Annotated in this window: 18 protein-coding genes, 2 tRNA genes and 1 pseudogene; 11 read left to right on the top strand and 10 right to left on the bottom strand. The window is 61.7% G+C overall.

From position 1 onward, the window contains the following. Positions 1 to 837 precede the first annotated feature (837 nt). The 3 genes from ABG82_RS08300 to ABG82_RS28200 all read left to right on the top strand — a co-directional run bounded on the left by ABG82_RS08300 (position 838) and on the right by ABG82_RS28200 (position 3,439). Positions 838 to 1,548 carry an MspA family porin gene (locus ABG82_RS08300; protein WP_043076011.1) on the top strand — a complete coding sequence of 237 codons (711 nt, stop codon included), beginning with the start codon at positions 838 to 840 and terminating at the stop codon, positions 1,546 to 1,548. A 51-nt stretch (positions 1,549 to 1,599) separates the two neighbouring features. After that, on the top strand, positions 1,600 to 2,298 hold the full coding sequence (locus ABG82_RS08295) for an MspA family porin (protein WP_043076012.1): 699 nt from the start codon (positions 1,600 to 1,602) through the stop codon (positions 2,296 to 2,298). Positions 2,299 to 3,223: 925 nt separating this feature from the next. Continuing rightward, positions 3,224 to 3,439 (top strand): hypothetical protein, encoded by a 216-nt coding sequence (locus ABG82_RS28200; RefSeq protein WP_054492961.1) that lies wholly within the window; start codon positions 3,224 to 3,226, stop codon positions 3,437 to 3,439. Between the two features lie 101 nt (positions 3,440 to 3,540). Here ABG82_RS28200 and ABG82_RS29315 read toward each other — a convergent pair whose 3' ends face one another. The 6 genes and pseudogenes from ABG82_RS29315 to ABG82_RS08275 form a co-directional block, all read right to left on the bottom strand. Next, complete coding sequence (locus ABG82_RS29315) at positions 3,541 to 3,696, bottom strand: hypothetical protein (protein WP_407661857.1); 156 nt, start codon at positions 3,694 to 3,696, stop codon at positions 3,541 to 3,543. Between the two features lie 44 nt (positions 3,697 to 3,740). Further along, a pseudogene (locus ABG82_RS08290) lies at positions 3,741 to 4,470 on the bottom strand (YoaK family protein). Positions 4,471 to 4,878: 408 nt separating this feature from the next. Then, positions 4,879 to 5,184 carry a hypothetical protein gene (locus ABG82_RS08285; protein ID WP_043076013.1) on the bottom strand — a complete coding sequence of 102 codons (306 nt, stop codon included), beginning with the start codon at positions 5,182 to 5,184 and terminating at the stop codon, positions 4,879 to 4,881. 49 nt (positions 5,185 to 5,233) lie between these two features. Further along, positions 5,234 to 5,542 (bottom strand): hypothetical protein, encoded by a 309-nt coding sequence (locus ABG82_RS27590; protein WP_054173088.1) that lies wholly within the window; start codon positions 5,540 to 5,542, stop codon positions 5,234 to 5,236. 1,176 nt (positions 5,543 to 6,718) lie between these two features. Next, entirely contained in the window at positions 6,719 to 7,864 is a 1,146-nt protein-coding gene (locus ABG82_RS08280; RefSeq protein ID WP_043076014.1) for an AbrB family transcriptional regulator, read from the bottom strand. Positions 7,865 to 8,352: 488 nt separating this feature from the next. Then, entirely contained in the window at positions 8,353 to 9,882 is a 1,530-nt protein-coding gene (locus ABG82_RS08275) for a helicase HerA-like domain-containing protein (protein WP_043076015.1), read from the bottom strand. 120 nt (positions 9,883 to 10,002) lie between these two features. On the opposite strand from ABG82_RS08275, the gene orn reads away from it, so the two are divergent. From orn to ABG82_RS08260, 3 genes are all read left to right on the top strand, one after another. Further along, positions 10,003 to 10,629, top strand: coding sequence for an oligoribonuclease (orn, locus tag ABG82_RS08270; RefSeq protein WP_078343560.1), 627 nt, complete (start codon positions 10,003 to 10,005; stop codon positions 10,627 to 10,629). A 47-nt stretch (positions 10,630 to 10,676) separates the two neighbouring features. Then, a tRNA-His gene (locus ABG82_RS08265) sits at positions 10,677 to 10,752 on the top strand. A 148-nt stretch (positions 10,753 to 10,900) separates the two neighbouring features. Continuing rightward, positions 10,901 to 11,491 carry a GNAT family N-acetyltransferase gene (locus tag ABG82_RS08260; RefSeq protein WP_043076016.1) on the top strand — a complete coding sequence of 197 codons (591 nt, stop codon included), beginning with the start codon at positions 10,901 to 10,903 and terminating at the stop codon, positions 11,489 to 11,491. Here the strand turns inward: ABG82_RS08260 and ABG82_RS08255 are convergent. Next, a complete protein-coding gene (locus ABG82_RS08255; protein ID WP_131676225.1) occupies positions 11,423 to 12,178 on the bottom strand; it encodes an aminoglycoside adenylyltransferase domain-containing protein in 756 nt (251 codons plus the stop codon). The genes ABG82_RS08260 and ABG82_RS08255 overlap by 69 nt on opposite strands. Before the next feature lie 117 nt (positions 12,179 to 12,295). Between ABG82_RS08255 and ABG82_RS08250 the strand changes: the two genes are divergently transcribed. Then, a complete protein-coding gene (locus ABG82_RS08250) occupies positions 12,296 to 12,688 on the top strand; it encodes a DUF2834 domain-containing protein (RefSeq protein ID WP_043076018.1) in 393 nt (130 codons plus the stop codon). A gap of 387 nt (positions 12,689 to 13,075) precedes the next feature. Next, positions 13,076 to 13,963: a DivIVA domain-containing protein gene (locus ABG82_RS08245; RefSeq protein WP_043076019.1), complete on the top strand. Its 888-nt coding sequence runs from the start codon at positions 13,076 to 13,078 to the stop codon at positions 13,961 to 13,963. Between the two features lie 24 nt (positions 13,964 to 13,987). Here the strand turns inward: ABG82_RS08245 and ABG82_RS08240 are convergent, their stop codons facing one another. Then, entirely contained in the window at positions 13,988 to 15,208 is a 1,221-nt protein-coding gene (locus ABG82_RS08240) for a L,D-transpeptidase (RefSeq protein WP_078343559.1), read from the bottom strand. 158 nt (positions 15,209 to 15,366) lie between these two features. Between ABG82_RS08240 and ABG82_RS08235 the strand changes: the two genes are divergently transcribed. From ABG82_RS08235 to ABG82_RS08225, 3 genes are all read left to right on the top strand, one after another. Beyond that, a tRNA-Lys gene (locus ABG82_RS08235) sits at positions 15,367 to 15,439 on the top strand. Between the two features lie 204 nt (positions 15,440 to 15,643). After that, complete coding sequence (locus ABG82_RS08230; RefSeq protein WP_043076020.1) at positions 15,644 to 16,120, top strand: FAS1-like dehydratase domain-containing protein; 477 nt, start codon at positions 15,644 to 15,646, stop codon at positions 16,118 to 16,120. A 375-nt stretch (positions 16,121 to 16,495) separates the two neighbouring features. Then, a complete protein-coding gene (locus ABG82_RS08225; protein WP_078343558.1) occupies positions 16,496 to 17,311 on the top strand; it encodes an aldo/keto reductase in 816 nt (271 codons plus the stop codon). A gap of 6 nt (positions 17,312 to 17,317) precedes the next feature. Here ABG82_RS08225 and ABG82_RS08220 read toward each other — a convergent pair whose 3' ends face one another. After that, complete coding sequence (locus ABG82_RS08220) at positions 17,318 to 18,766, bottom strand: flavin-containing monooxygenase (protein ID WP_043076022.1); 1,449 nt, start codon at positions 18,764 to 18,766, stop codon at positions 17,318 to 17,320. Further along, positions 18,763 to 19,620, bottom strand: a complete 858-nt coding sequence (locus ABG82_RS08215; RefSeq protein ID WP_043076023.1) for an SDR family oxidoreductase — start codon at positions 19,618 to 19,620, stop codon at positions 18,763 to 18,765. Before ABG82_RS08215 ends, ABG82_RS08220 begins: the two co-directional genes overlap by 4 nt. Positions 19,621 to 19,703: the final 83 nt, after the last annotated feature.

Here is a 19,703-nt window from a genome sequence, read left to right as displayed (position 1 = left end):
ACGGCCCACACTGTGCCTGGCGCATGCTGAGACTTCGTTGAGAGAGCTAGGGCGAGGTTCATATCGTCGTAACTCTCACGACTGCAGGCGATTTCGGCAACAACTCTGCCCGCTTACTCTGGCGCACATCCTCTTCCCCAGACCGCCGGCGAGACGCCACAGCACGACCTTGTGCGCAACCGTGATCACCCGCCGCACCAATGCGTGATCTAGTCGATCAGGAGTGAAACCCGACCACACCCGCGGGTGGCTCCGATTCGCGCGCGATGAACGTCACGGTACTTGTCCTCAGCCAGTTCTCATCCCCCAGTCTCAGCGAGCTCTCAGCTCCGACCGGGCATTGTCAGCACGTGCCTGAACATTGGCCGGAACCAACCGCGCGTCGGTTTCAGATAACAATTTCAGAGAAGGCAAGAGGTCCGCTATGGGAAGAACCTTAATCACCAGTAGCACATCAATTTTCGATGATCTTTGAATGGCCCTCGGATACCGCGAGCAGCCGGAACAGACGCCTTCGCAGCTCTGCGGAAGGTGGTTGGGATGGCTATCCGACGGCACCACACACCCGATCGCGGCGACCGCGCACCCGCGTCACACCCCAAGCTACGGAATCCTCGGACACCTTGCCCTTACCCGAATAGAACTCGACACGCCACGCCGCATCAAACAGATGCCCAACATCCAATGTTTGTCCCCCGCCAGTTTACCTATCAGACGTTTAACTCTCTTAGATATGACGTATACCCCCAACCCGCACGGGGTATACGCCGGCTTTCCTACCGTTCCGCATCTCGGGGGGTAGATCCTTGCTGCAACAAACGAGAGGCAACGCCGCCCATGCTGAAAAGTCTTGTCGCCCTGGCTACCGCCTGTACGCTGGGCGCGGCCACTCCTCTAGCCCTAGCCGATCCTCCTGGGGGCGAGCCGCTGCCCGACCACCCCGCGGTCAATCTCGAATCCATCCCACCTGCAGTCAATCCCGAGTCCGCCCCACCTGTGGACAACGGCGTTGTTGCTTCGGCAGAGCCCGGAACATTGCGGACTCGGGAGGGCTGGATTCTGGCCGTCGCCGCCAAGGACGAGACTCAACTACCTGTTGCACCCTTGACCACCGCGCTGTCCTCCCGCGAGTACATAGTTGGCGGCACCTTCATGGGAACCGTCCAAGGTTCTGGCACAACAAAACTCACAGAAGGAATTCTTGAGGCCGGATATCAAATCGGTTGTGGCATCAATGCCGCCGAGGTGGATTTGAGATTCGGCGGTGGTATCACCCCACAAATCAGTCCCGCCGGCGTGCCGAGCATCGGAGGCAATGCCTTCGCGCAGGTCCGTCCGAGCCTCAAGCCGGGCAACTCGCTCATCATCCCGATCTCAAAGATGGCGATTACCAAGGAAACTACCGCGCGAGTCACGATCGCCGGGTTCCGCATCAAGATCGACAGCTGCGTGGGGCAATCCTTCATCCGCTCGTACGCCATATTCACCAGCGCTACCGAGGACACGCAGGACGTAGTCACCTACATGGGCATGACCAAGGCGGTCTAAGCGCTCCAAATCCTCTGTCGCTCCACCACTTACCTCGAGAGGCGTCAAACGATGTTCAAGGCTTTTGCTGCTCTGACCGCCGCTGCCGTACTGGCCGGGTTGGCTCCGACGGCGTTGGCCGAGCCCGACACCCCCGCGATCCCCGAACCTGCCGCGGCGAACAACCCTCCGCCCCCCGCTGAGGGAGAGCTCGGCCCACCGCCGGACAACGGGATTGTCGGGTCCGAGCCGCCGACCCGGTTCAAGACTCCCGATGGATGGGAGTTGACAGTGGCCGCCGAGGATGAGACCCAGCTGCCCATTCCGCCACTGACGACTGCTCTGTCCTCGCGCGAGTACCTAACCGGCGGCACATTCATGGGCAGCGTGAAGGGCCGCGGGACCACAACTCTCAAGGGCGGAACCATCGAGGCGGGTTATCAGATCGGGTGTGGTATCGAACTGTCTGGTGTCCGCCTGACCGGCAATATCGGCATCAGTTCCTCGATAAGCGCATCCGGTCTTGGCAACATCAGCGTTCCCATCGTGGGCAACATTGAAATCAGGCCAAAGCCAGGCGAAGTCATCAACGTGTCGGTGACCAAAAAGAAATTCAAGGGCACCCAACCGCGTGTCACGATCAAAGACATACACATAAAGATCGACGGATGTGTTGGACAGTCATTTCTTCGTTCGTACGCGATCCTGACTAGTTCCGGCTCAGGCAGCGAAGACATCGTTGCCTACTACGGCGTGACCAAAAGCGTCTAATCCCTTTGACACTCCAGAAATCATCGACAACATTGAGCCAAGCACCACAGGAAGATCCAGAGTGACAATGACGCTTCTCACCCACTCAGGCATCAGCACTGCACTTGCCTCTGCGTTGGCGACCGCCGCTTTGGTCGCCAACGCAGCCACCTCCAGCGCGGATCCGGGACCGGCGGAACCTGGCCCGTCATCGACGACTGCGGAACAGCCCGTCGCCGCTGCAGGACCGCCTCCACCGTCACAGATAGGCAATCCACTCGCGCTAGCAGGCACTGAACAGGGCCCCGGAGGAATTCCGACCAACCTGTCCGTCACGGGTGACACAACGCTACTCGGCCAGAACACCGCACCAGCCGCACCAACGGGCAACGGCCCCATCATCACTCCGGGCACAAATGCCCTGAACAACCAATATCTACTGCCACAAAACCTGAAACCAGCCGTACCAGGCAAGGGGGAAATCTACGAGGTCGCGCCTGGAGCCGAAAACGCCGACGTAACCGGAGGCGACTACCTGAAGCGGCTGTGGCATCAATATCAAGACGGTGACCTCAAAGGAGGGCTATTGGGCCGCCGACCCAAGGAGGAGTTAAGCCAACCGATCCCAGACACCGCGCCCCCTCAGGGGACACGCATACCCGGCCTGGGCGATGACTCCCACGGGCCAACTCCTGAACAGTGGCACTGGAATCCGCCCGATCAGCCTGAGGACCGTACCGCATCGCCCATACCCGCAGAGCATGCCTAACCCGGCCCTGACGTACATGTCACCGCTTCAAGAGGAAACGCACGCTTATCGGCGCAGACAGCACCGAGGTTGGGCATCCCCGTGACAACGCGCGAACTCGTCGGATACCAGAACGGATGCCGATGCATACACTGCCGGACAACAGAATCCGGTCGAACTCGGCGCGAAGTAGAACAGATGGCTAGCGCACCCCCGAATAGGCGCAAAGCGGCATTCACGTATCAGGCGGTCGCCGGGCCAAATCGACGCTGGACGGTGGCCGAGATCGGTATCGCTCTGGATGACTCCCTGACCCACAAACAAGCCGCTCATCTCACGGGGCGCACGCTCGGCGCCGTGCGCTACATGCGGCGCAAACTCAACCAACAATTCCGCACCAGCCCCAGCGAGTGATGCGCATATGTCGGTCGAAAGCCCTCTCTAAGAACCTTGTTCGAGGGATATCGCCTCCACCGATCGCGTGCGCCCGAGCGGATCGGACACCCGGTCAACAGTCAGTAGTGGATGAGCCAGAATGGCGCGAACTTGGCCATCCCCAGAGCAATGAAGAGGGCTGCGATTGTCAGTGCCATAACCAGGTCATTCGTGTGCTCAAGCACGCTTCCCGACTCAACCTTCGGTGGCTCGGAGATCTGGAATCCCGGCCCCACGGTGCGCCTCCTTTCCTCAATTCGGTTGAGTATCCACACTCGACTCAGCCGAGAATGGTTTCGTGAGTCGACGTGGAAGAACGTGACGAGAGTGGTCGCACCACATATCAGACCGGCAGTGAGGATCATCACGGAGCCGCTGCAGAGCGACGCGATCACTCCGCCGGTCGCGGCCCCCAGAATGAAGGACAGGTACAACATCGCGTACCCCAGCCATTCAAAGACCGTGCCCTTGCCGAACAGATGCCGCTCGATACCCTGCCCCAGTTTGACGACGGTGCCCGTCACATAACTCAACGGGATGGCCGTTTCACCCTTCTTCACAAATGATGTATTCAAGGCCCCAATAGAGAACGCCAACAATAGAATCGGCGTGAAATGCACGTCGGCATTCGCGTTTAACCCCCGATCCTGACAGAAGTCGACTGCCGCGGCGGCCAACAGGCCAACGGTCGTGAGAACCATCGCCCCATGCGGCTGGTTCTTCCAGAACTTCCGCCGGCAATAAGAGGCGACGACGACCCCGAGCAGGAAGACCGCGATCATCGAGATGGCGGCGCTCGGACCCGCACCCGCCACCTGCTGCTTATCGGTGACTTTGAACCACGTCAAGACGGCACGCTCGGTATTTCCGGTCATAAACGTGACGAAGTAGCCAGTGCTATGCAAGAAGGCAACGGCCCCAACCATTCCGGCCAGCCCCGAAAGCAACCACGACAATCGAGCCTCGGTACCCACGGCAGCCTCACGCGTTATCACCGCATCGGCTGCCACCCGAGTACCCCTCCCCGACCTCGCACCGGCCTCCTCGACCTGACGGGCCTCGGACACATCAATCAGCGAACCTCGGATCAAATTCCGCGTCAAATCAATCCCTTATCCTAGTGCTGTTCACGTGATACTCGGCATGATGACGAATCGGAGATCCCCTCGAAAGATCTCCTCGAGGCATGGGTGAGATATCCACTGCTCAAACCGAATTCAGCGATGTAAAAGAAACCCAATGGCCAAGCCTCCGCACGTGCAGAACAGCGCGAACCAAAGTATCTGTTGTGGAGTTTCAGCGCTCTCGGGTGTTCTTGGCCGCGCTGGTTCATACTCGAACTGTTGTTGCCGAGCGAAGCGATATCAGAACCGTTGGAGCACTGACGATTACCGAGTGCCATTGTCCATCGACACCAACTAGCAGGCTAGTGTGACGTACGCAACCTTCTGTCCCACGGCGGGCACCATCGTCGGCAGATTCCGCATGTTGCGGCCAGGCTGGACACTCTCGATGGCTGGCTGTTGGTTAACCCCTTGAACAGTGCACTGCGACGGATGGTCGGAGCCGACCTTGGTGATGATCACCCGGTATCCGTTGGACTTGAGGTCGTCAATGACCGAATCCGGTTCTGCCGCTGGTCCTGCGAGCGCGGCGGCCGCCGTCACTATGGACAGCCCAGCGGTACCAAGCACTGCGGTGGCTGCCGATACGATCTTCTTCATTGTGGGCACTCCTTCTACGCCGTTGAAGATGAAGCCGATTGACGAATGGCTAAGCGTTATCCGGCGATGGGGACAGAGTCGGGCTGATCTTGTTCGTGCCGTAGGGAACATGCGGGTTGGTACCCAACGGGACCAGGGGGTTGGCACCCTCGTAAGTCGGCTGATGGGCACCTTGTTGGTATGCCGAACCACCGGGCGACACACACGGCCGATGATCGATCTCGTTGACACTCGTCTCCTGGGCGTAGCAGTGCGGAGGCGGAGCCGGAGTCGTAGCCAACGCGATCGGTGCGCCAAGTAGGGCCGCGGATGCGGCACAACCGACCCCGGCCACCATCGCAGTAAGCAGTCTTTTCATGATGTTTCTCCTTATGTTGTGATTGCGGTTGCATCGCACCGTCGGGCGGCCATGCTCTTCACCGCCGGATGCGCGCTGGATACGCTCACCACCGAAAAGGTTTTGATACAAAGCCTTCGGCTATCAGAGATCGTTTCGGCGTCTGCCGAACCGGGCGTCGTCTCCATGCCCTTGATATTGCTTTCACCGCACTGAAAGAACGCTGAGAAGACCCGCTAGCCGATTGCTACGATCTCGGCGCCGCAGGATATCTGGCGTGTCCACTGCGCCACCTTCGCCCAGATTTCGCGGTCGCCATCCGCCACAGACCCCGAAACGACGGTCGAGTTTGGCGACCTTTACACGCCTCGCAATGACCACCCCTGAAGCACAGTCAACTTCGCTCTACCGAACCTTTGCGAATTGTCCGCGAACTGCCAAACCTGCATCGTCCTCACATGCGCAGACTTGGGGTGAATGTCCAATTACCCAGGCAAACAACGTTATTGAGTCGCATCCAGATCGGCGGACCGATATCCAACAGGCAGAGTCACCTCCAGTTAAGGAACCCGGAACCAGGCGACGATCACGCAGGCGCCAAGGCCCATCGCGTGGCTATGACTACACACCCACCACCTATGTGCGCGCATATGAACCGAGCACTTCGACTTGTCTCGCGCGCAAGATGATCGATGACTTCTACCGATTGTCGACGTTGAGAGAACGCTGAGGAGCCCCGCATGGAGATTGCTGCGATCGCAACATTTCGAGATATCTCGGGTGACCACCGCGCTGGATTCGGCCAGATTTCGCGGCCGCCTTCCGCCACAGTGCCACGGCACGTCGATTTCGGCCCTTCACACGCCGGACGACGACCAATTCTGCGGCACAGCCGACTTCGATCACTGGCCGCCTGGAACCCGTCAGGGTTAACGTCCCATCCTTAGTATGGCAGTGGTGGGCGCAAGCCGAATGCTGCTTGACTATCGCTGGATTCCCGATTCACATGTCCGACGTGGCGCAACACGACGGTCCTGGCGCAGCAGATCGCCGAACCCCTGTCGGCAACCGCAGGTGGCTAAAAACGACAACGCCGTCTGGTTCCGAACCTGCAGCCCCGCAATACATCACGCGAGGTGCCGCAGCACGCGATGCGCCCCCATACCCGGATAACTGGGTAGCGCTTGACCCCTATCGTCAGGCTCGCGCCGCCAGGGCGCATTTCCTGCGGTTGCCAAGCCGTGGCAGCAGCGCGGCGACGAGCGGCGTGAGCAGTGTGATCATGAAGATTCGGGTGACCTGCGCGACCGCGACTGTCGCTACGTCGCCTTGGTAGTTCGCAGAAGTTTCGGTGGCGGCATAAATCCCACCCGGCGACATCGCCAGGTATCCGTCCAATATCGTCCAGCCGTTCAGTCTTGCCAATAGCCAACCGATTACGCAGGACACCACCACAAGCACACCGACCAGCACGGTAGCCGTCGGCAGCATCGCCGCGATCTTCCTTACGGTATCGACAGTGAATTTGACCCCTGCTTGCCAACCGATCACTACGAACGCGAGGACCGCCACGTATCCGGGAAGCTGGAACTCTGGAACCACACCTGCGATTTCCAGAGCTAGGCCCAAAATCATCGGCCCTAACAATGCCGCAGATGGTAGACGGACTGCCCTGCCCAGCACATACCCAGCACCCGCGACGCCGGCCAGTAGCGCAAAGTCGCCGAAGTTCAGGGAAGTTTCGTTGACGTCCGACAGCAAGCCAAGATCAGCGCTGGTCCCCGACGACAGAACATAAACAACCGCAGGAAGACTGAGGGTTACGACTATGACCCTTAGATACTGCAGCGACGCCACGATGCTGGCATCTCCGCCGACATCCTTGGCCAGTGTCGTCACGCTGGTTGATCCGCCCGCGATGCTCGCCAAAATCGCCGTTGGCCTACCCACACGATGCACACGATGTAAAACAACTCCGCCGACAGCAGATATCAACAGCGTCAGTACAGCGCCCCCGATTATCCAGGGCAACTGCGGGAATACGTCCACTAGCTGGTCGCGGCGCACCAGTGTCACCAAGTACACGCCGAGGATGCACTGTGCCGCTTGAATCGTACTGGAGGGCAGTACCCGCGGTCCCCGTGACAACAATGCCAGCACGGCGGCAGAGACCGTGCCAGCGAGTAGAGGTGCGGCTGGAAGTTGTACACGCAGAAAAAGTGCGGTAAGCGCAGCGGTGACACCGGCTAAGACCAACCACTGCTTAACCATCGGAATTCCAGCCGTCTCATCGCAGCGTTCACGGATTGCGCCGCCGTGTGCCGACCCAGCTATCGTCTCCATAGCCGAATAGTGCAGACATGCCGCTGAGAGTGACCTGAGAACGACTCGAGCCCAGCCTTACGCCGGCGATGATCAACAGAGGCTTTTCGTGTTAAACATGCTGCCCCGCACTAATATTCGATAGTCGAGTGCGCCCAATGAACACCAACCGAGTCCGAGATTCGGCCTTCGCCTTCAAGATGCCCCTGAGGCAAAGACAGCTGCAGAGCCCACCTCACAAAGCTCTCAGCGATCGTTCAGCTGGACGCGGCTACATATTGGGATATGCCGTTGAACACATCGCCGAAACATCAGGCGATCAACGTACGCAACCCACCCCGCTCCGGAGACGCTGTCGCCGCTGGCCGCACCGCGCATGGTGCCCGAAGGCTTTGTCTCCCAAGCAGCCGGTCAGAGGCGGAGGACGCCTAGGTCTCGGCGGCGATTACGCGCGGTCTGTCGCGGCAATCCGCCCAAGGACGCACAGTCAACGATCTGCTCGGCGGCCCTTACTTCTTACCCATATTGCGGATGAGCTGCTTGCCCAGCGCGCTGAGGAAGCTTTGAAAGCTCCTGTTACTGAGCAGGCGCCGCCACCAGCTGGGCTTTTCGGGTGCGGGCTTGGCGCCCTTCCGTGCCGGAACCTGATCGGCGGACGCCTCTGCCGGGGGCGCCTGCGCCGCCCGTTCCTGCAGGATCTCGTACGCCGATCGCGAGTCGACAGTCTGTCCGTACTTCGCTTGCAGCGAGCTGGCGCCGGCCGCGCCCTTGATCGCTTCGTCGCCGATGGCCCCCATCAGTGAGCGCGGGGCCCGCAGCCGGGTCCACGCCACCGGGGTCGGCGCGCCCAGCTCGGAAAGCACCGTGACCACTGCCTCTCCGATACCGAGCGAGGTCAGCGCCTTCTCCAGATCGTAGACACTCGTTTTGGGGTAGGTACGCACCGTCTTGGTGAGCGCCTTCTGATCATCGGGAGTGAACGCCCGCAACGCGTGCTGGATTCGGGCACCGAGCTGCGACAGCACGTTGTTGGGGATATCGGTGGGCAGCTGGGTGCAGAAGAAAACACCGACACCCTTGGAACGGATGAGTTTGACCGTCTGTTCGACCTGTTCCAGGAAGGCCTTGGAGGCATCGGTGAACAGCAGATGCGCCTCATCGAAGATGAAGATGAGCTTGGGCTTATCGACGTCACCAACCTCGGGCAACACAGTGAACAAGTCGGCCAGAATCCACATCAGGAACGTGGAGAACAACGCCGGCCGTGCCGCCTGGGCGCCCAACTCCAACAGTGTGATGATGCCGCGGCCGCCCACGGTGCGCATCAGGTCCGCGGGCTCGATCTCGGGCTCGCCGAAGAAGGTGTTGCCGCCATCGGCCTCCAGGTTCACCAGGGCGCGCAGGATGACACCCGCCGTCGCGGCCGACACACCACCGAGCGACTTCAGGTCGGCCTTACCCTCATCGCTGGTGAGGTGGGTAATAACCGCACGCAGATCCTTCAGGTCCAGCAGCGCCAGGTCCTGCTGATCCGCCCAATGGAAGATCAGGCCGAGAGTTGATTCCTGAGTAGCGTTGAGCCCCAACACCTTTGACAGCAAGATGGGCCCAAAGCTGTGGATGGTGGCGCGGATCGGGACCCCGATCCCAGTGGTGCCCAGCGACATGAACTCCACCGGGAAGCCCGTGGGCGCCCAGTCGTCGCCGGTGTCCTTGGCGCGGGCGGCGGTCTTCTCGTTGGCCTCGCCGGGCTTGGAGATACCCGAGAGGTCGCCCTTGACGTCGGCCATGACGACGGGGACTCCCGCCGCACTGAGCTGCTCCGCGATGACCTGGAGGGTCTTGGTCTTGCCGGTACCGGTGGCGCCGGCAATCAGTCCGTGACGGTTCAGGGTCGCCAGCGGAATGCGGATTCGCGCGGCGGGATCGACGGTGCCGTCAACGAGGACAGTCCCCAATTCCAGCGCTTGCCCGGTAGTGGCATATCCAGCGGCGATCTGCTGTGCGGGGGTGGTTCCCGCGGTGGTCGGCTCGGCCATGGCAACGACCCTATCGGCTCATCGCCGAGATGACATCTGCGCACACAAAACACGAAACACCCCCTTCGTGGATGTCATCTCGGCGTCACCGGCAGCTCCGACCGCTACTGTGGTCAGACTGTGAGTGCTCCACGCGATGAACTGGTCTGGATCGACTGCGAGATGACGGGGCTCGACCTCGGCTCCGACAAACTGATCGAGATCGCAGCCCTTGTTACCGACGGCGACCTCAACATCCTCGGCGAGGGTGTTGACGTCGTCATTCACGCCGATGATGACGCCCTGGCGGCGATGCCACGGGTGGTCGCCGATATGCACGCCAAGTCCGGGCTCACCCAAGAGGTCCGCAAGTCGGTGGTCACCCTGCAGGAGGCCGAGGCCCTGGTACTCGACTACATCCGGCAGCATGTACCTTCCGCCAAGACCGCTCCCCTGGCCGGAAACTCCATCGCCACCGACCGCGGGTTCATCGCACGCGATATGCCCGAACTCGACGGCTTCCTGCACTACCGCATGATCGACGTCAGCTCCATCAAGGAGCTGTGCCGCCGCTGGTACCCACGGATCTACTTCGGCCAGCCCGACAAGGGGCTGGCGCACCGCGCGCTCGCCGATATCAAGGAGTCGATCCGCGAGCTGCGTTACTACCGTCGGGCGGCCTTCGTGCCCGACCCCGGGCCTTCTACCAGTGACCTTGTCGCGATTGTGGCGAACCTGGACAACGCGCCGGACGCCGATTCGGCCTAAGGCACCATCACCGGTTAAGATCTTTCACGCCGCTCCGCGCGGCAATGGTGGCTGTAGTTCAGTTGGTAGAGCACCAGGTTGTGATCCTGGCTGTCGCGGGTTCGAGTCCCGTCAGCCACCCCACCAAGAACATCGCCCCACCCGCAAGTATCGGGTGGGGCGATGTTCGTTTTCTGGATTCCCCGTCAAAAAGCATTGGACTCGGTGACACCGCCCGGACAGGATGGCCGCTGACGTTATCCGCTGCTGGATCTATCGGGAAGGATGACCGGTGGATGTATTTGTCGAGACCGAGCGACTACTGCTACGCCGGTTCACCGACGCCGACCTCGACGACCTGGTGTGGCTGGATAGCGATCCCACGGTGATGCAATTCCTGACCGGTGAGCCCACCCCACGAGCCGAGATCGAGCACGAGGTGCTGCCCAAGATCCTGCACGACTACCAACTCAGCCCGGCGGGGCGGTTCGCCGCTATCGAGCGTTCCACCGCGGCCTTTGTGGGCTGGGCAGCGATTCAGCCGCCCCAGCGTGGTGGCGCCGTCGAGGTGGAGCTCGGCTACCGCTTCGCGGCACACGCCTGGGGCCAGGGATACGCCACCGAAGCAGCGCGAGCACTCATCCGTAAGGGATTCACCGACCTCGGCACCGAACGCGTATGGGCACAGACGATGGCGATCAACCTTGCCTCCCGCCGCGTAATGGCCAAAGCCGGCCTCACGCAAGTGCGGACCTTTCATCCACACTTTGACGACCCCCTTCCCGGCAGTGAACACGGCGAGGTCGAATATCAACTACTCCGTGCGGATTGGGTCGGCGATCTGGCCGAGGACGCGGCGCACAAAGCGCGCCACAGCCAGTGAGTCGAGATCGGCTCCGGTGAGACATCTCTGACGATCCAGTGCCGCGCGGATCAGTTCGCGGTCTACACCTGCCATCCTTTCCAGTGCCCACTGTCCACCGTCGACCTTGGATACCAGCACACCGTCCATCGCGAATTGCCAAGCACGGCAGGCGTTGAGCACAGCGTATTCCGCGGGCGCATGCCCAGCACCCCAGCGCACTTCGGCCACCAACTGGGCGGCCACCATGTCCCTGCCAATGGGGGCGAAGACCTCCGCTGCCGCACGGCCGGGACCTACCAGCCGTCCAGCCTGACGACAGACCGCAAAGTGCAAGATCAGGTCGGGGTCTCCGGGGTGACCATGGCCATCGATGACCTTGCTGTCGGTCGGCGCCGTGGTGATGTGCAATTCGAACAACGGTTGCACTGAGGGACGCCCGGCGGCCGCGAGGGTCACGATGCTCAACTCCAGCCCGGCAGCCGGACAGGGCAGGTGCTGCGCCCTCAGTCGCTCGGCGACTGCGGACTGCTGGACTGCCGTCATCACGTTCTCGCAGACCACCACGATGTCCACATCGCTTCGCCGCGGGTCAAATCCGCCCAGCACCGCCGAACCGTGGAGGTAGACACCGACCAGCTGTGCACCGAACACCGATGCCATCTCTGCTGCGACTCTCCTGGCATAGGCATTGGTCTTAGCGTCCACGAAACGGGACTATAAATCCCGCCGCAAAGGACTATCCACCCGATTTCCCACGTGCCACAAGTACTTCGGTAGGCAAACCGCTGAAAACAGGGGCCTGCTCAGGAGACACTCCACGCCATGAGAGCCGACCCATCCGCGCCGAGATCAGACAGAAACCGCACCATCTTGCTTGCGACCACATTGGCCGCCTTCGTCGTACAGAACTCCATCGCATGGCCGTACGTCGCGAAGCACGGCCCGAGAAAGGCTGCCGTGGACTTCTTCAGACCACCGAGCAAGGCACCGCTGCCGGCAATCCGATTCATCTACTCGGACACCTACCTCATGGGCACCGCGTTCCAGGCCTGGTCTTTTGCCGAAGCTCGAAAACTCGGCATCCTGCGCTGGTGGGTGGCTTCAGTTCTGGTGACCTTCGGTGTCGGAGCGGGCACCGCGGTCCCGTTCTTCCTGCTGATCCGCGACATCGCCGCGACACGGGCCGACCAGATACCCCATACCGCGACCGGGTAGTTCGCGCCATCGCTACTTGAAGTTGCGCAATCAAGATCGATTTCAGGAAACCGCACATGTAGGCCATACGTTCCAAAATCCCATCCACGGCAAACCAGGCATCACAAGATCAGTACGCCCACAGTGATGCCCCCGCGAAGCGATAGCAAACATATATGACATTCGGCCGCGACAGTGGCGAACCTCCTACGGGCATGCTGTCGCCGAATCGACGGCAGTAACAATCAGAAAATAGACGCCGTGACCAGGCGTATCTAGCGCTGCAAATCTGGTTACAGTGCGCTCCACTATTTACCAACACCGCTATACGAGAACTGGTAACGCGTGTCATACTCTTCGCGGGCTAACGCCCATCTCTACTTCCATACCTGTTCCCAAGGGGTACCCGTGACCGCGACCACCACCAATGAGTCCACCCGGAACTTCACTCGGACCCGTAACGGGTACGACCCGATTGAGGTCAACGAGTACATCAGCCGATTGACGATCATGCACCAATCGGGGCTGAACGATGTCGAGACGCTCAAGAGCCGGCTCGAAGACGCGACCAAGCAGATCGGCTCACTCAAGGACGAGGTTTCCACCCTCAGCGACACCTCCCCCTCCGCTCACGCGATGACCGACCGCATGGCCAAGATGCTCCGTATCGCGGTCGACGAGGTCTCCGAGATGCAAAGCGAGGCGCGCACCGAATCCGCCGCCCTGGTCGCCTCCGCCAAGGCCGACGCCGAAGCCATGCGCACCAAGCACAAGGAGATGCTCGCCGACATGGCGGCGCGGCAGAGTGCGCTGGAAACCGAATACACCGAGGTGATGGCGCGGGCCCGTGAGGAAGCCAATCAGATTGTCGCTCAGGCGGTTAGCGAATCCGAGCGACTGCGCGCCGCCGAAGCCAAACGGCGCGAGAAGGCCGAGACGGAATTGGACGAAGAGCTGACCAAGCTGCGCACCGACACCCAGGCGGTCGTTGATGAGCAACGGCGTGGCACCCAGGCCGAGTGCGAAAAGCGCCTTGCCGACGCCAAGGACGAGGCAGACCGCCGCCTGCGGCTGGCCGACGAACAGATCGAACGCCGACTGGATCAGGCCCGCCGATCGGTGGAAGAGGTTGGCCAGCAGCGTATCTCAATCCTGGAGCAGCTGATGAGCGTGCATGGCAAGCTCGAGAGCATCCCGTCGATCCTGGAGTCGGCCTACCGCGATCGCGATAACTCCAAGTCGATCATCATGGTGCCGTCCAAGCGGGTTATCGACCAGAAGGTGATCGAGGGCTAGCCGGCCGCGCGCGAGCAGACGCCGTTACTGCTGGCGCGCGTTTCCAGCCTTCCACTGCGCCCACGGAATGTTCCAGTCCCCCAACCCCTCGGTGCCCGGCAAAACCGGCCCGACGGTATGCGAGACGATGACCACATCACCGCGTTTGGTGTTCTCGTAGAACCACTTTGCGTTCGCGGTGCTGACGTTCAGACAGCCATGGCTGGTGTTGGTACGCCCCTGCGCACCAACAGACCACGGCGCCGCGTGCACGTAAATCCCGCTGTAGGACATCTGGGTGGCGTACTGCACCTTGGTGCGGTAGCCATCGGGCGAGTTGACCGCGACACCGTAAGTCGACGAGTCCATGATCAGATCCTTGAACCGCTCACCAATGATGTACGTGCCGTTGTTGGTGGGCGCCTTGTCCTTACCCATCGACGTCGGCATGGTCTTGATGATCTCGCCGTTGCGCTCGATATTGAGAACCTTGTTGGTGTCATCCACACGGCTGATCACCGCGTCACCGATCGTGAAATGGGAAGCCACATTGTCCTGGCCGAAGACACCGTCGCCGAGGTTGACGCCGTAGGTGTTGACCTTGACATCGACAGATGTGCCGGAATCCCAGAACGACTCGGGGCGCCAACGCACTTCGCGGTTGTTCAGCCAATAGAAGGCACCCTCGACCGGCGGGTTGGTGGTGATCTTGATGGCCTTCTCGGCCGCGGCACGATTCGGAATGTTCTCGTCGAACCGGATGGCCACCGTTTGACCGATGCCGACAACCTCGCCGTCGCCCGGCACGACGTACGGCATGGTCATGTTGTCCGGTGACTGCGTGCGGAAGGTCGCGTTGCCCCGAGCCACGCCGCCGAGACCCCGTGCATCGGCCGTGATCGTGTACTGCTTGTCGTAACCCAACGGCTCGGTAGTCGTCCAGGTGACGCCGTCGGGTCCGATCTCGCCGGCGATCTCTTTGCCATCGGAGTTGACCATGGAGACGCTGCCCAACACGCCCTCGCCGGCAGTCACTGTCACCGGCGCGTCGACCGGGACACCAACGGCTCCGTCCTTAACCGACATCGCCAGCTTCGGCACCAACAGATCGGCGTAAGGCGTTGCCTTATCAATGACTTTCGACGGTTCCTGCGGTGTGGCGTCGGCGCATCCGGCCAGTACAGCCATTGCCAGCATAGGAAGAGCAAGTGTGCTGGCCCATCGCCGACGCGCGCCAACCATCAGGCGTGGACGACCCTGGGTCATACTTTGCTCCCTTTGAATCTTGATGCAGGAAAATCAGCCACGATTGTACGGGTTCGCGAGGATCCTCGACGACCTCAACCAACGCGACCGGGCTATCGCCGGGATTACAATTTTCGTTACGGGCACTGAGGCTGCTAAGGTCTTCCACGCACGTTCACGCGCCGTTAGCTCAGTTGGTAGAGCAGCTGACTCTTAATCAGCGGGTCCGGGGTTCGAGCCCCTGACGGCGCACAACATAGGCCGGTGTAGGCGGGACAACAAGTCCCCCCTACACCGGCCTAATGCTTTGGCGAGTGGCGCTATGGCCATGTCACGCAAGTACATCGAGTTCATGTAGACGGCGCAGGCATGTCCGGCCACCCCGGCGGCGACGGCGCGCACAATTTAGGCAACCCTGTGCCAGACCACAAGTCAACGCCCGTTTACATTAGGGCCATGCCCATCTCTCCTGATCTGATCGGCACTCATCACCGGTACCCCGCTACGTACGTGGTCGGACGCGAGAAGATCCGCGAACTATCCCTCGCTATCCAGAACCTTCACCCGGCACACCACAGCCTGCCCGCGGCCAACGCCCTGGGATACGGCGAGCTCGTGGTACCGCCGACATTCCTGTGCATCCTGGGGTACACCGCCCAGAAGTGGTTTTTGCAGCACTGCGGCATCGTCATCAACGACAAGAAAATCGCGCAGGTGGATCAGCAATTCACCATGCTGCACCCCATAGTCACCGGGGATGTCCTGCATTGCGAAGTCCACATGCACGACATTCGCACCGCATTCGGCGCCGACATCGTCACCACCAAGAACGTGATCACCACCGATGACGGAACCACGGTGCAACACGGATACACCACCCTCATGGGACAGGCAGGCGACGACGCGGGGTTCACCCAAACGCAGTCCCACTAGCATTCCAGGATCCGGCAAGACGCCGGCGCAGCACGCAGCGGGGGGCCCAATCCGCGTCTCGTGCAATCGATCCGCCCGAAAGAGGCAGCAGGTCTCGCGTTTTGTGCGCACTCTCCGCGAGCCATAGAATTTCGCACCGGGGGGTGACAATCATGGCTGCCATCGTTGCGGTCGCTGTCTGGTCGGTTCTTGCCGCAATCGCGGTGGGCGTGTGGCGCGCAGATCGAAACCATCCGCCGCCGCCCGAAGACACCTGGTGGTGAACGTTTCCGCGCCCGCGCAAGGTGCAGAGAGTCACTTAGCCCACCTGTGCGGGAATACTCGGCGGCCCCTCGTGTTGGGTTGACCGTGACAGTTCCCCAGATAGTTCCGAATGTGACGCTCAACTCCGGATCGGCGATTCCGCAGCTCGGCTTCGGCGTATGGCAGGTACCCAGCGATGGCGCCCAGGCCGCCGTCGCGACCGCACTGCAGGTCGGGTATCGGTCGATAGACACCGCCAAGGTGTACGAGAACGAGGAAGGCACCGGCCGCGCCATCGCGGAGTCGGGAATTCCACGCGGCGATGTCTTCCTAACGACCAAACTGTGGAACGCCGACCAGGGCTACGACAATGCGCTGCGGGCCTTTGACGCCTCCCTGGAGCGGCTGGGTACCGACTACGTGGACCTGTACCTCATCCATTGGCCCGTGCCCGAGCTCGATGAGTACGTCGCGAGCTTCAAGGCTCTACAGCGGATCCAGGCCGACGGGCGCGCCAAGTCCATCGGCGTCAGCAACTTCACTGTGGACAACCTCAAGCGCGTCATCGACGAGACCGGAGAGGTGCCCGCCCTCAACCAGATCGAGCTGCACCCGCGATTCACCCAACCCGAACTGCGGGCATTCCACGCCGAATATGGCATCGCCACCGAAGCATGGTCGCCGCTGGGGCAGGGCACGATCTTGGAGGATGCGACCATCGGCGCCATCGCCCTGGCACACAACGTGACCGCGGCACAGGTGATTCTGCGTTGGCACCTGCAGCTGGGCAACGTGGTGATCCCCAAGTCGGTGACACCGGCACGAATCGCCGCCAACTTCGATGTGTTCGGCTTCGAACTCGGCACCGACGAGGTGGAGCGCATCACCGCGCTCGACGCCGCCGACGGCCGCATCGGCCCCGATCCGGCGACGTTCAACCTGCGCTAACACGCGTCACCGCACGATGTAGTGGCTCTCCTCGGGAGAAGCGAGCATGTGCTCCATGGTCTTGCGGTCGAACGGCCACAAGTCAACCGAACCGTCCTCGGTGAGGTACCAGGAGTTGCACCCGGTGGCCCACACGGTCGGCTTCATCGCTTCACGCGCTTGGTCATTGAATTCATCAGTGGCCTCGCGACTCACCTCAACGGTGGTGATCTCGCCGCGGGCGAAGCGATGAAGCCAGCTGATGATGTACTCGGCGGTACGTTCGGCCGTGTGCTGAAGCCAGATAGACCCGGTGGGTGAATTGGGTCCGAGCACGGTGAAGAAGTTCGGGAAGCCGGGGATCGCAGTCATCCGGTAGGCCCTGGGCCCCTTCTCCCATGCCTCGTCTATCGAATACCCATCCTTGCCAACCAGATTCATGGGGCGCATGTAGTTGTGCGCCTGAAATCCGGTGGCCAGCACAATCACGTCAAAATCGCGTTCGATACCGTCTACCGTCACAACTCCGGCCGGGGTGACTCTGTCGATGCGGTCGGTGACAATCTCGACATTCGGCTTCTGCACAGCACGGTGGAACGATCCGGACAGCACCTGCCGCTTACACAGCGGCTCGTAGTCCGGGGTGAGCTTTTGACGCAGTTCCTTGTCGCGGATCAGGTGCAGGCACGCGCGTGCGTACTGCTGCACCAGACGCCGCCCCCAGCTGGGCCGGGTCACGATGTTCACCAGAGCGTCGGTCCCCGCCAGCGCGCTCAACCGCACGACGCGTTCGGTGGGCAGGGCCGCCAGCACCTTGCCGACGAACTTCGGCTGCCGCATCGACATCGGCGCCCACAGCACCCACTGCGGTGTCCGGATGAATGACGTCACCTGCTCAACGACGGGCTGCATCGCCGAAACCACCTGCACACCAGTGGAGCCCGTCCCAATGGCGGCGACGCGCTTGCCCTCCAACCGCACCGAATCGTCCCAGCGTGCGGTGTGCACGACGTCCCCCTGGAAACTGTCGAGCCCGGGAATATCGGGAATGTTCGGATGATGCAGCACCCCGGTGGCCGCGATCAGGAAATCACAGTTCAGGGTCTCGCCCGCCGCGGTGGTCACGCGCCAGCCCGAACCGGTGAACTCCGCCGCCGTGACTTCCTGCCCGCACCGGATGTGTGACATCACGCCCAGGTCCTCCGCCACCTTGCGGTGGTATGCCTGAATCTCGGGACCGGTGGCGAAGAGGCGGGGCCAGTCGGTCCGGGGCGCGAATGGGTATTGGTAAGCCTGTGACGGCACGTCACAGGTCAGCCCCGGGTAGCGATTCCAGTACCAGACGCCGCCGACGTCCTCACCCTTCTCCAGAATGGTGAAATCGTGGAAGCCGGCGTCTTTGAGTTTGTGCCCCACAGCAATTCCTGCCATGCCCGCACCGACGACGATGACCTTGGGATCGCGCGTAGCGCTCATTTCTGATGCTCCTTGCTTTGACGCTCGATGCGTTCGATGTAGGCGCCGCGCGCGTTCAGGTCGAGCGACGTCAGGGCACGACGGTCGTCGATGAGCCGGCGGGCAAGCCGCTCAACCGGTTCGGGCACGAACAGATCCACCAGTCCCCACCCGAATGCGAGCCAGCCCGGCACCGAAATCTGGGCGCGGCGGGTGTCGACGCTGCGCACGATGGCGGCGGCCACATCCTCGGGGTCGACGGTAGGCATGCCCTTGCCCAGGGGCGCCCCCGAGGCCAGCTCGGTGCGGACCGCGCTCGGCAACACGCAGCTGATGCTGACGCCACTGTTGCCGTACTCCTTGCGCAGCGCCAACGACAACCCAACGGCACCGAATTTGGAGGCGTTGTAGGTGACCATGCCGGGCACCGCCAATTTGCCCGCCATCGAGGCCACGTTGACGACGTGCCCACGCCCGCGGGCCACCATCGCCGGCAGCGCGGCCCGCGCGCCGTTGAGCGGACCGCGCACGTTCACGTCGAGGATCAAGTCGGTGGTGCGCTCGTTCTCTTCGACGAATCCGCCGAGCGGCATCACGCCGGCGTTGTTGATCAGGATGTCGACGGGTCCCGCTTCGGCACGCACCCGCTCGAGAAACGCCGTCCAGGATTCGGGCTTGGTCACGTCGAGCACGCCGGCCTGTGCCCGCGGAATGCGGTCCGCGGTCTCTTTGGCCACCACGTCATCGACATCGCCAATCCAGACATCGGCACCCTTCTCGGCGAAGAGGCGCGCGGTCGCCGCGCCGATTCCCCTGGCTCCGCCGGTGATGACGACCACCGCGCCGGCCAGCTCAATCTTCGGATAACGACTCACATCTACCTCCAACAGAACGGAATGGCGTGTCAGTTTCGGAATGATATGTCATTCTTGAGAGGTGTCAAGGTCGGTAGGATCGC

The sequence above is a fragment of the Mycobacteroides immunogenum genome (assembly GCF_001605725.1).
GTDB lineage: Bacteria > Actinomycetota > Actinomycetes > Mycobacteriales > Mycobacteriaceae > Mycobacterium > Mycobacterium immunogenum.
This window is presented reverse-complemented; position numbering and strand designations above follow the sequence as displayed.

What these genes read in the sequence shown, in the direction of transcription:
- ABG82_RS08275 (WP_043076015.1), bottom strand. Translation starts at nt 9,882, where the DNA reads ATGGCCGAGCCGACCACCGCGGGAACCACCCCCGCACAGCAGATCGCC.
- ABG82_RS08300 (WP_043076011.1), top strand. Translation starts at nt 838, where the DNA reads ATGCTGAAAAGTCTTGTCGCCCTGGCTACCGCCTGTACGCTGGGCGCG.
- ABG82_RS08285 (WP_043076013.1), bottom strand. Translation starts at nt 5,184, where the DNA reads ATGAAGAAGATCGTATCGGCAGCCACCGCAGTGCTTGGTACCGCTGGG.
- ABG82_RS08295 (WP_043076012.1), top strand. Translation starts at nt 1,600, where the DNA reads ATGTTCAAGGCTTTTGCTGCTCTGACCGCCGCTGCCGTACTGGCCGGG.
- ABG82_RS08230 (WP_043076020.1), top strand. Translation starts at nt 15,644, where the DNA reads ATGCCCATCTCTCCTGATCTGATCGGCACTCATCACCGGTACCCCGCT.
- ABG82_RS08220 (WP_043076022.1), bottom strand. Translation starts at nt 18,766, where the DNA reads ATGAGCGCTACGCGCGATCCCAAGGTCATCGTCGTCGGTGCGGGCATG.
- ABG82_RS08250 (WP_043076018.1), top strand. Translation starts at nt 12,296, where the DNA reads ATGAGAGCCGACCCATCCGCGCCGAGATCAGACAGAAACCGCACCATC.
- ABG82_RS08280 (WP_043076014.1), bottom strand. Translation starts at nt 7,864, where the DNA reads ATGGAGACGATAGCTGGGTCGGCACACGGCGGCGCAATCCGTGAACGC.
- ABG82_RS27590 (WP_054173088.1), bottom strand. Translation starts at nt 5,542, where the DNA reads ATGAAAAGACTGCTTACTGCGATGGTGGCCGGGGTCGGTTGTGCCGCA.
- ABG82_RS08240 (WP_078343559.1), bottom strand. Translation starts at nt 15,208, where the DNA reads ATGACCCAGGGTCGTCCACGCCTGATGGTTGGCGCGCGTCGGCGATGG.
- ABG82_RS28200 (WP_054492961.1), top strand. Translation starts at nt 3,224, where the DNA reads ATGGCTAGCGCACCCCCGAATAGGCGCAAAGCGGCATTCACGTATCAG.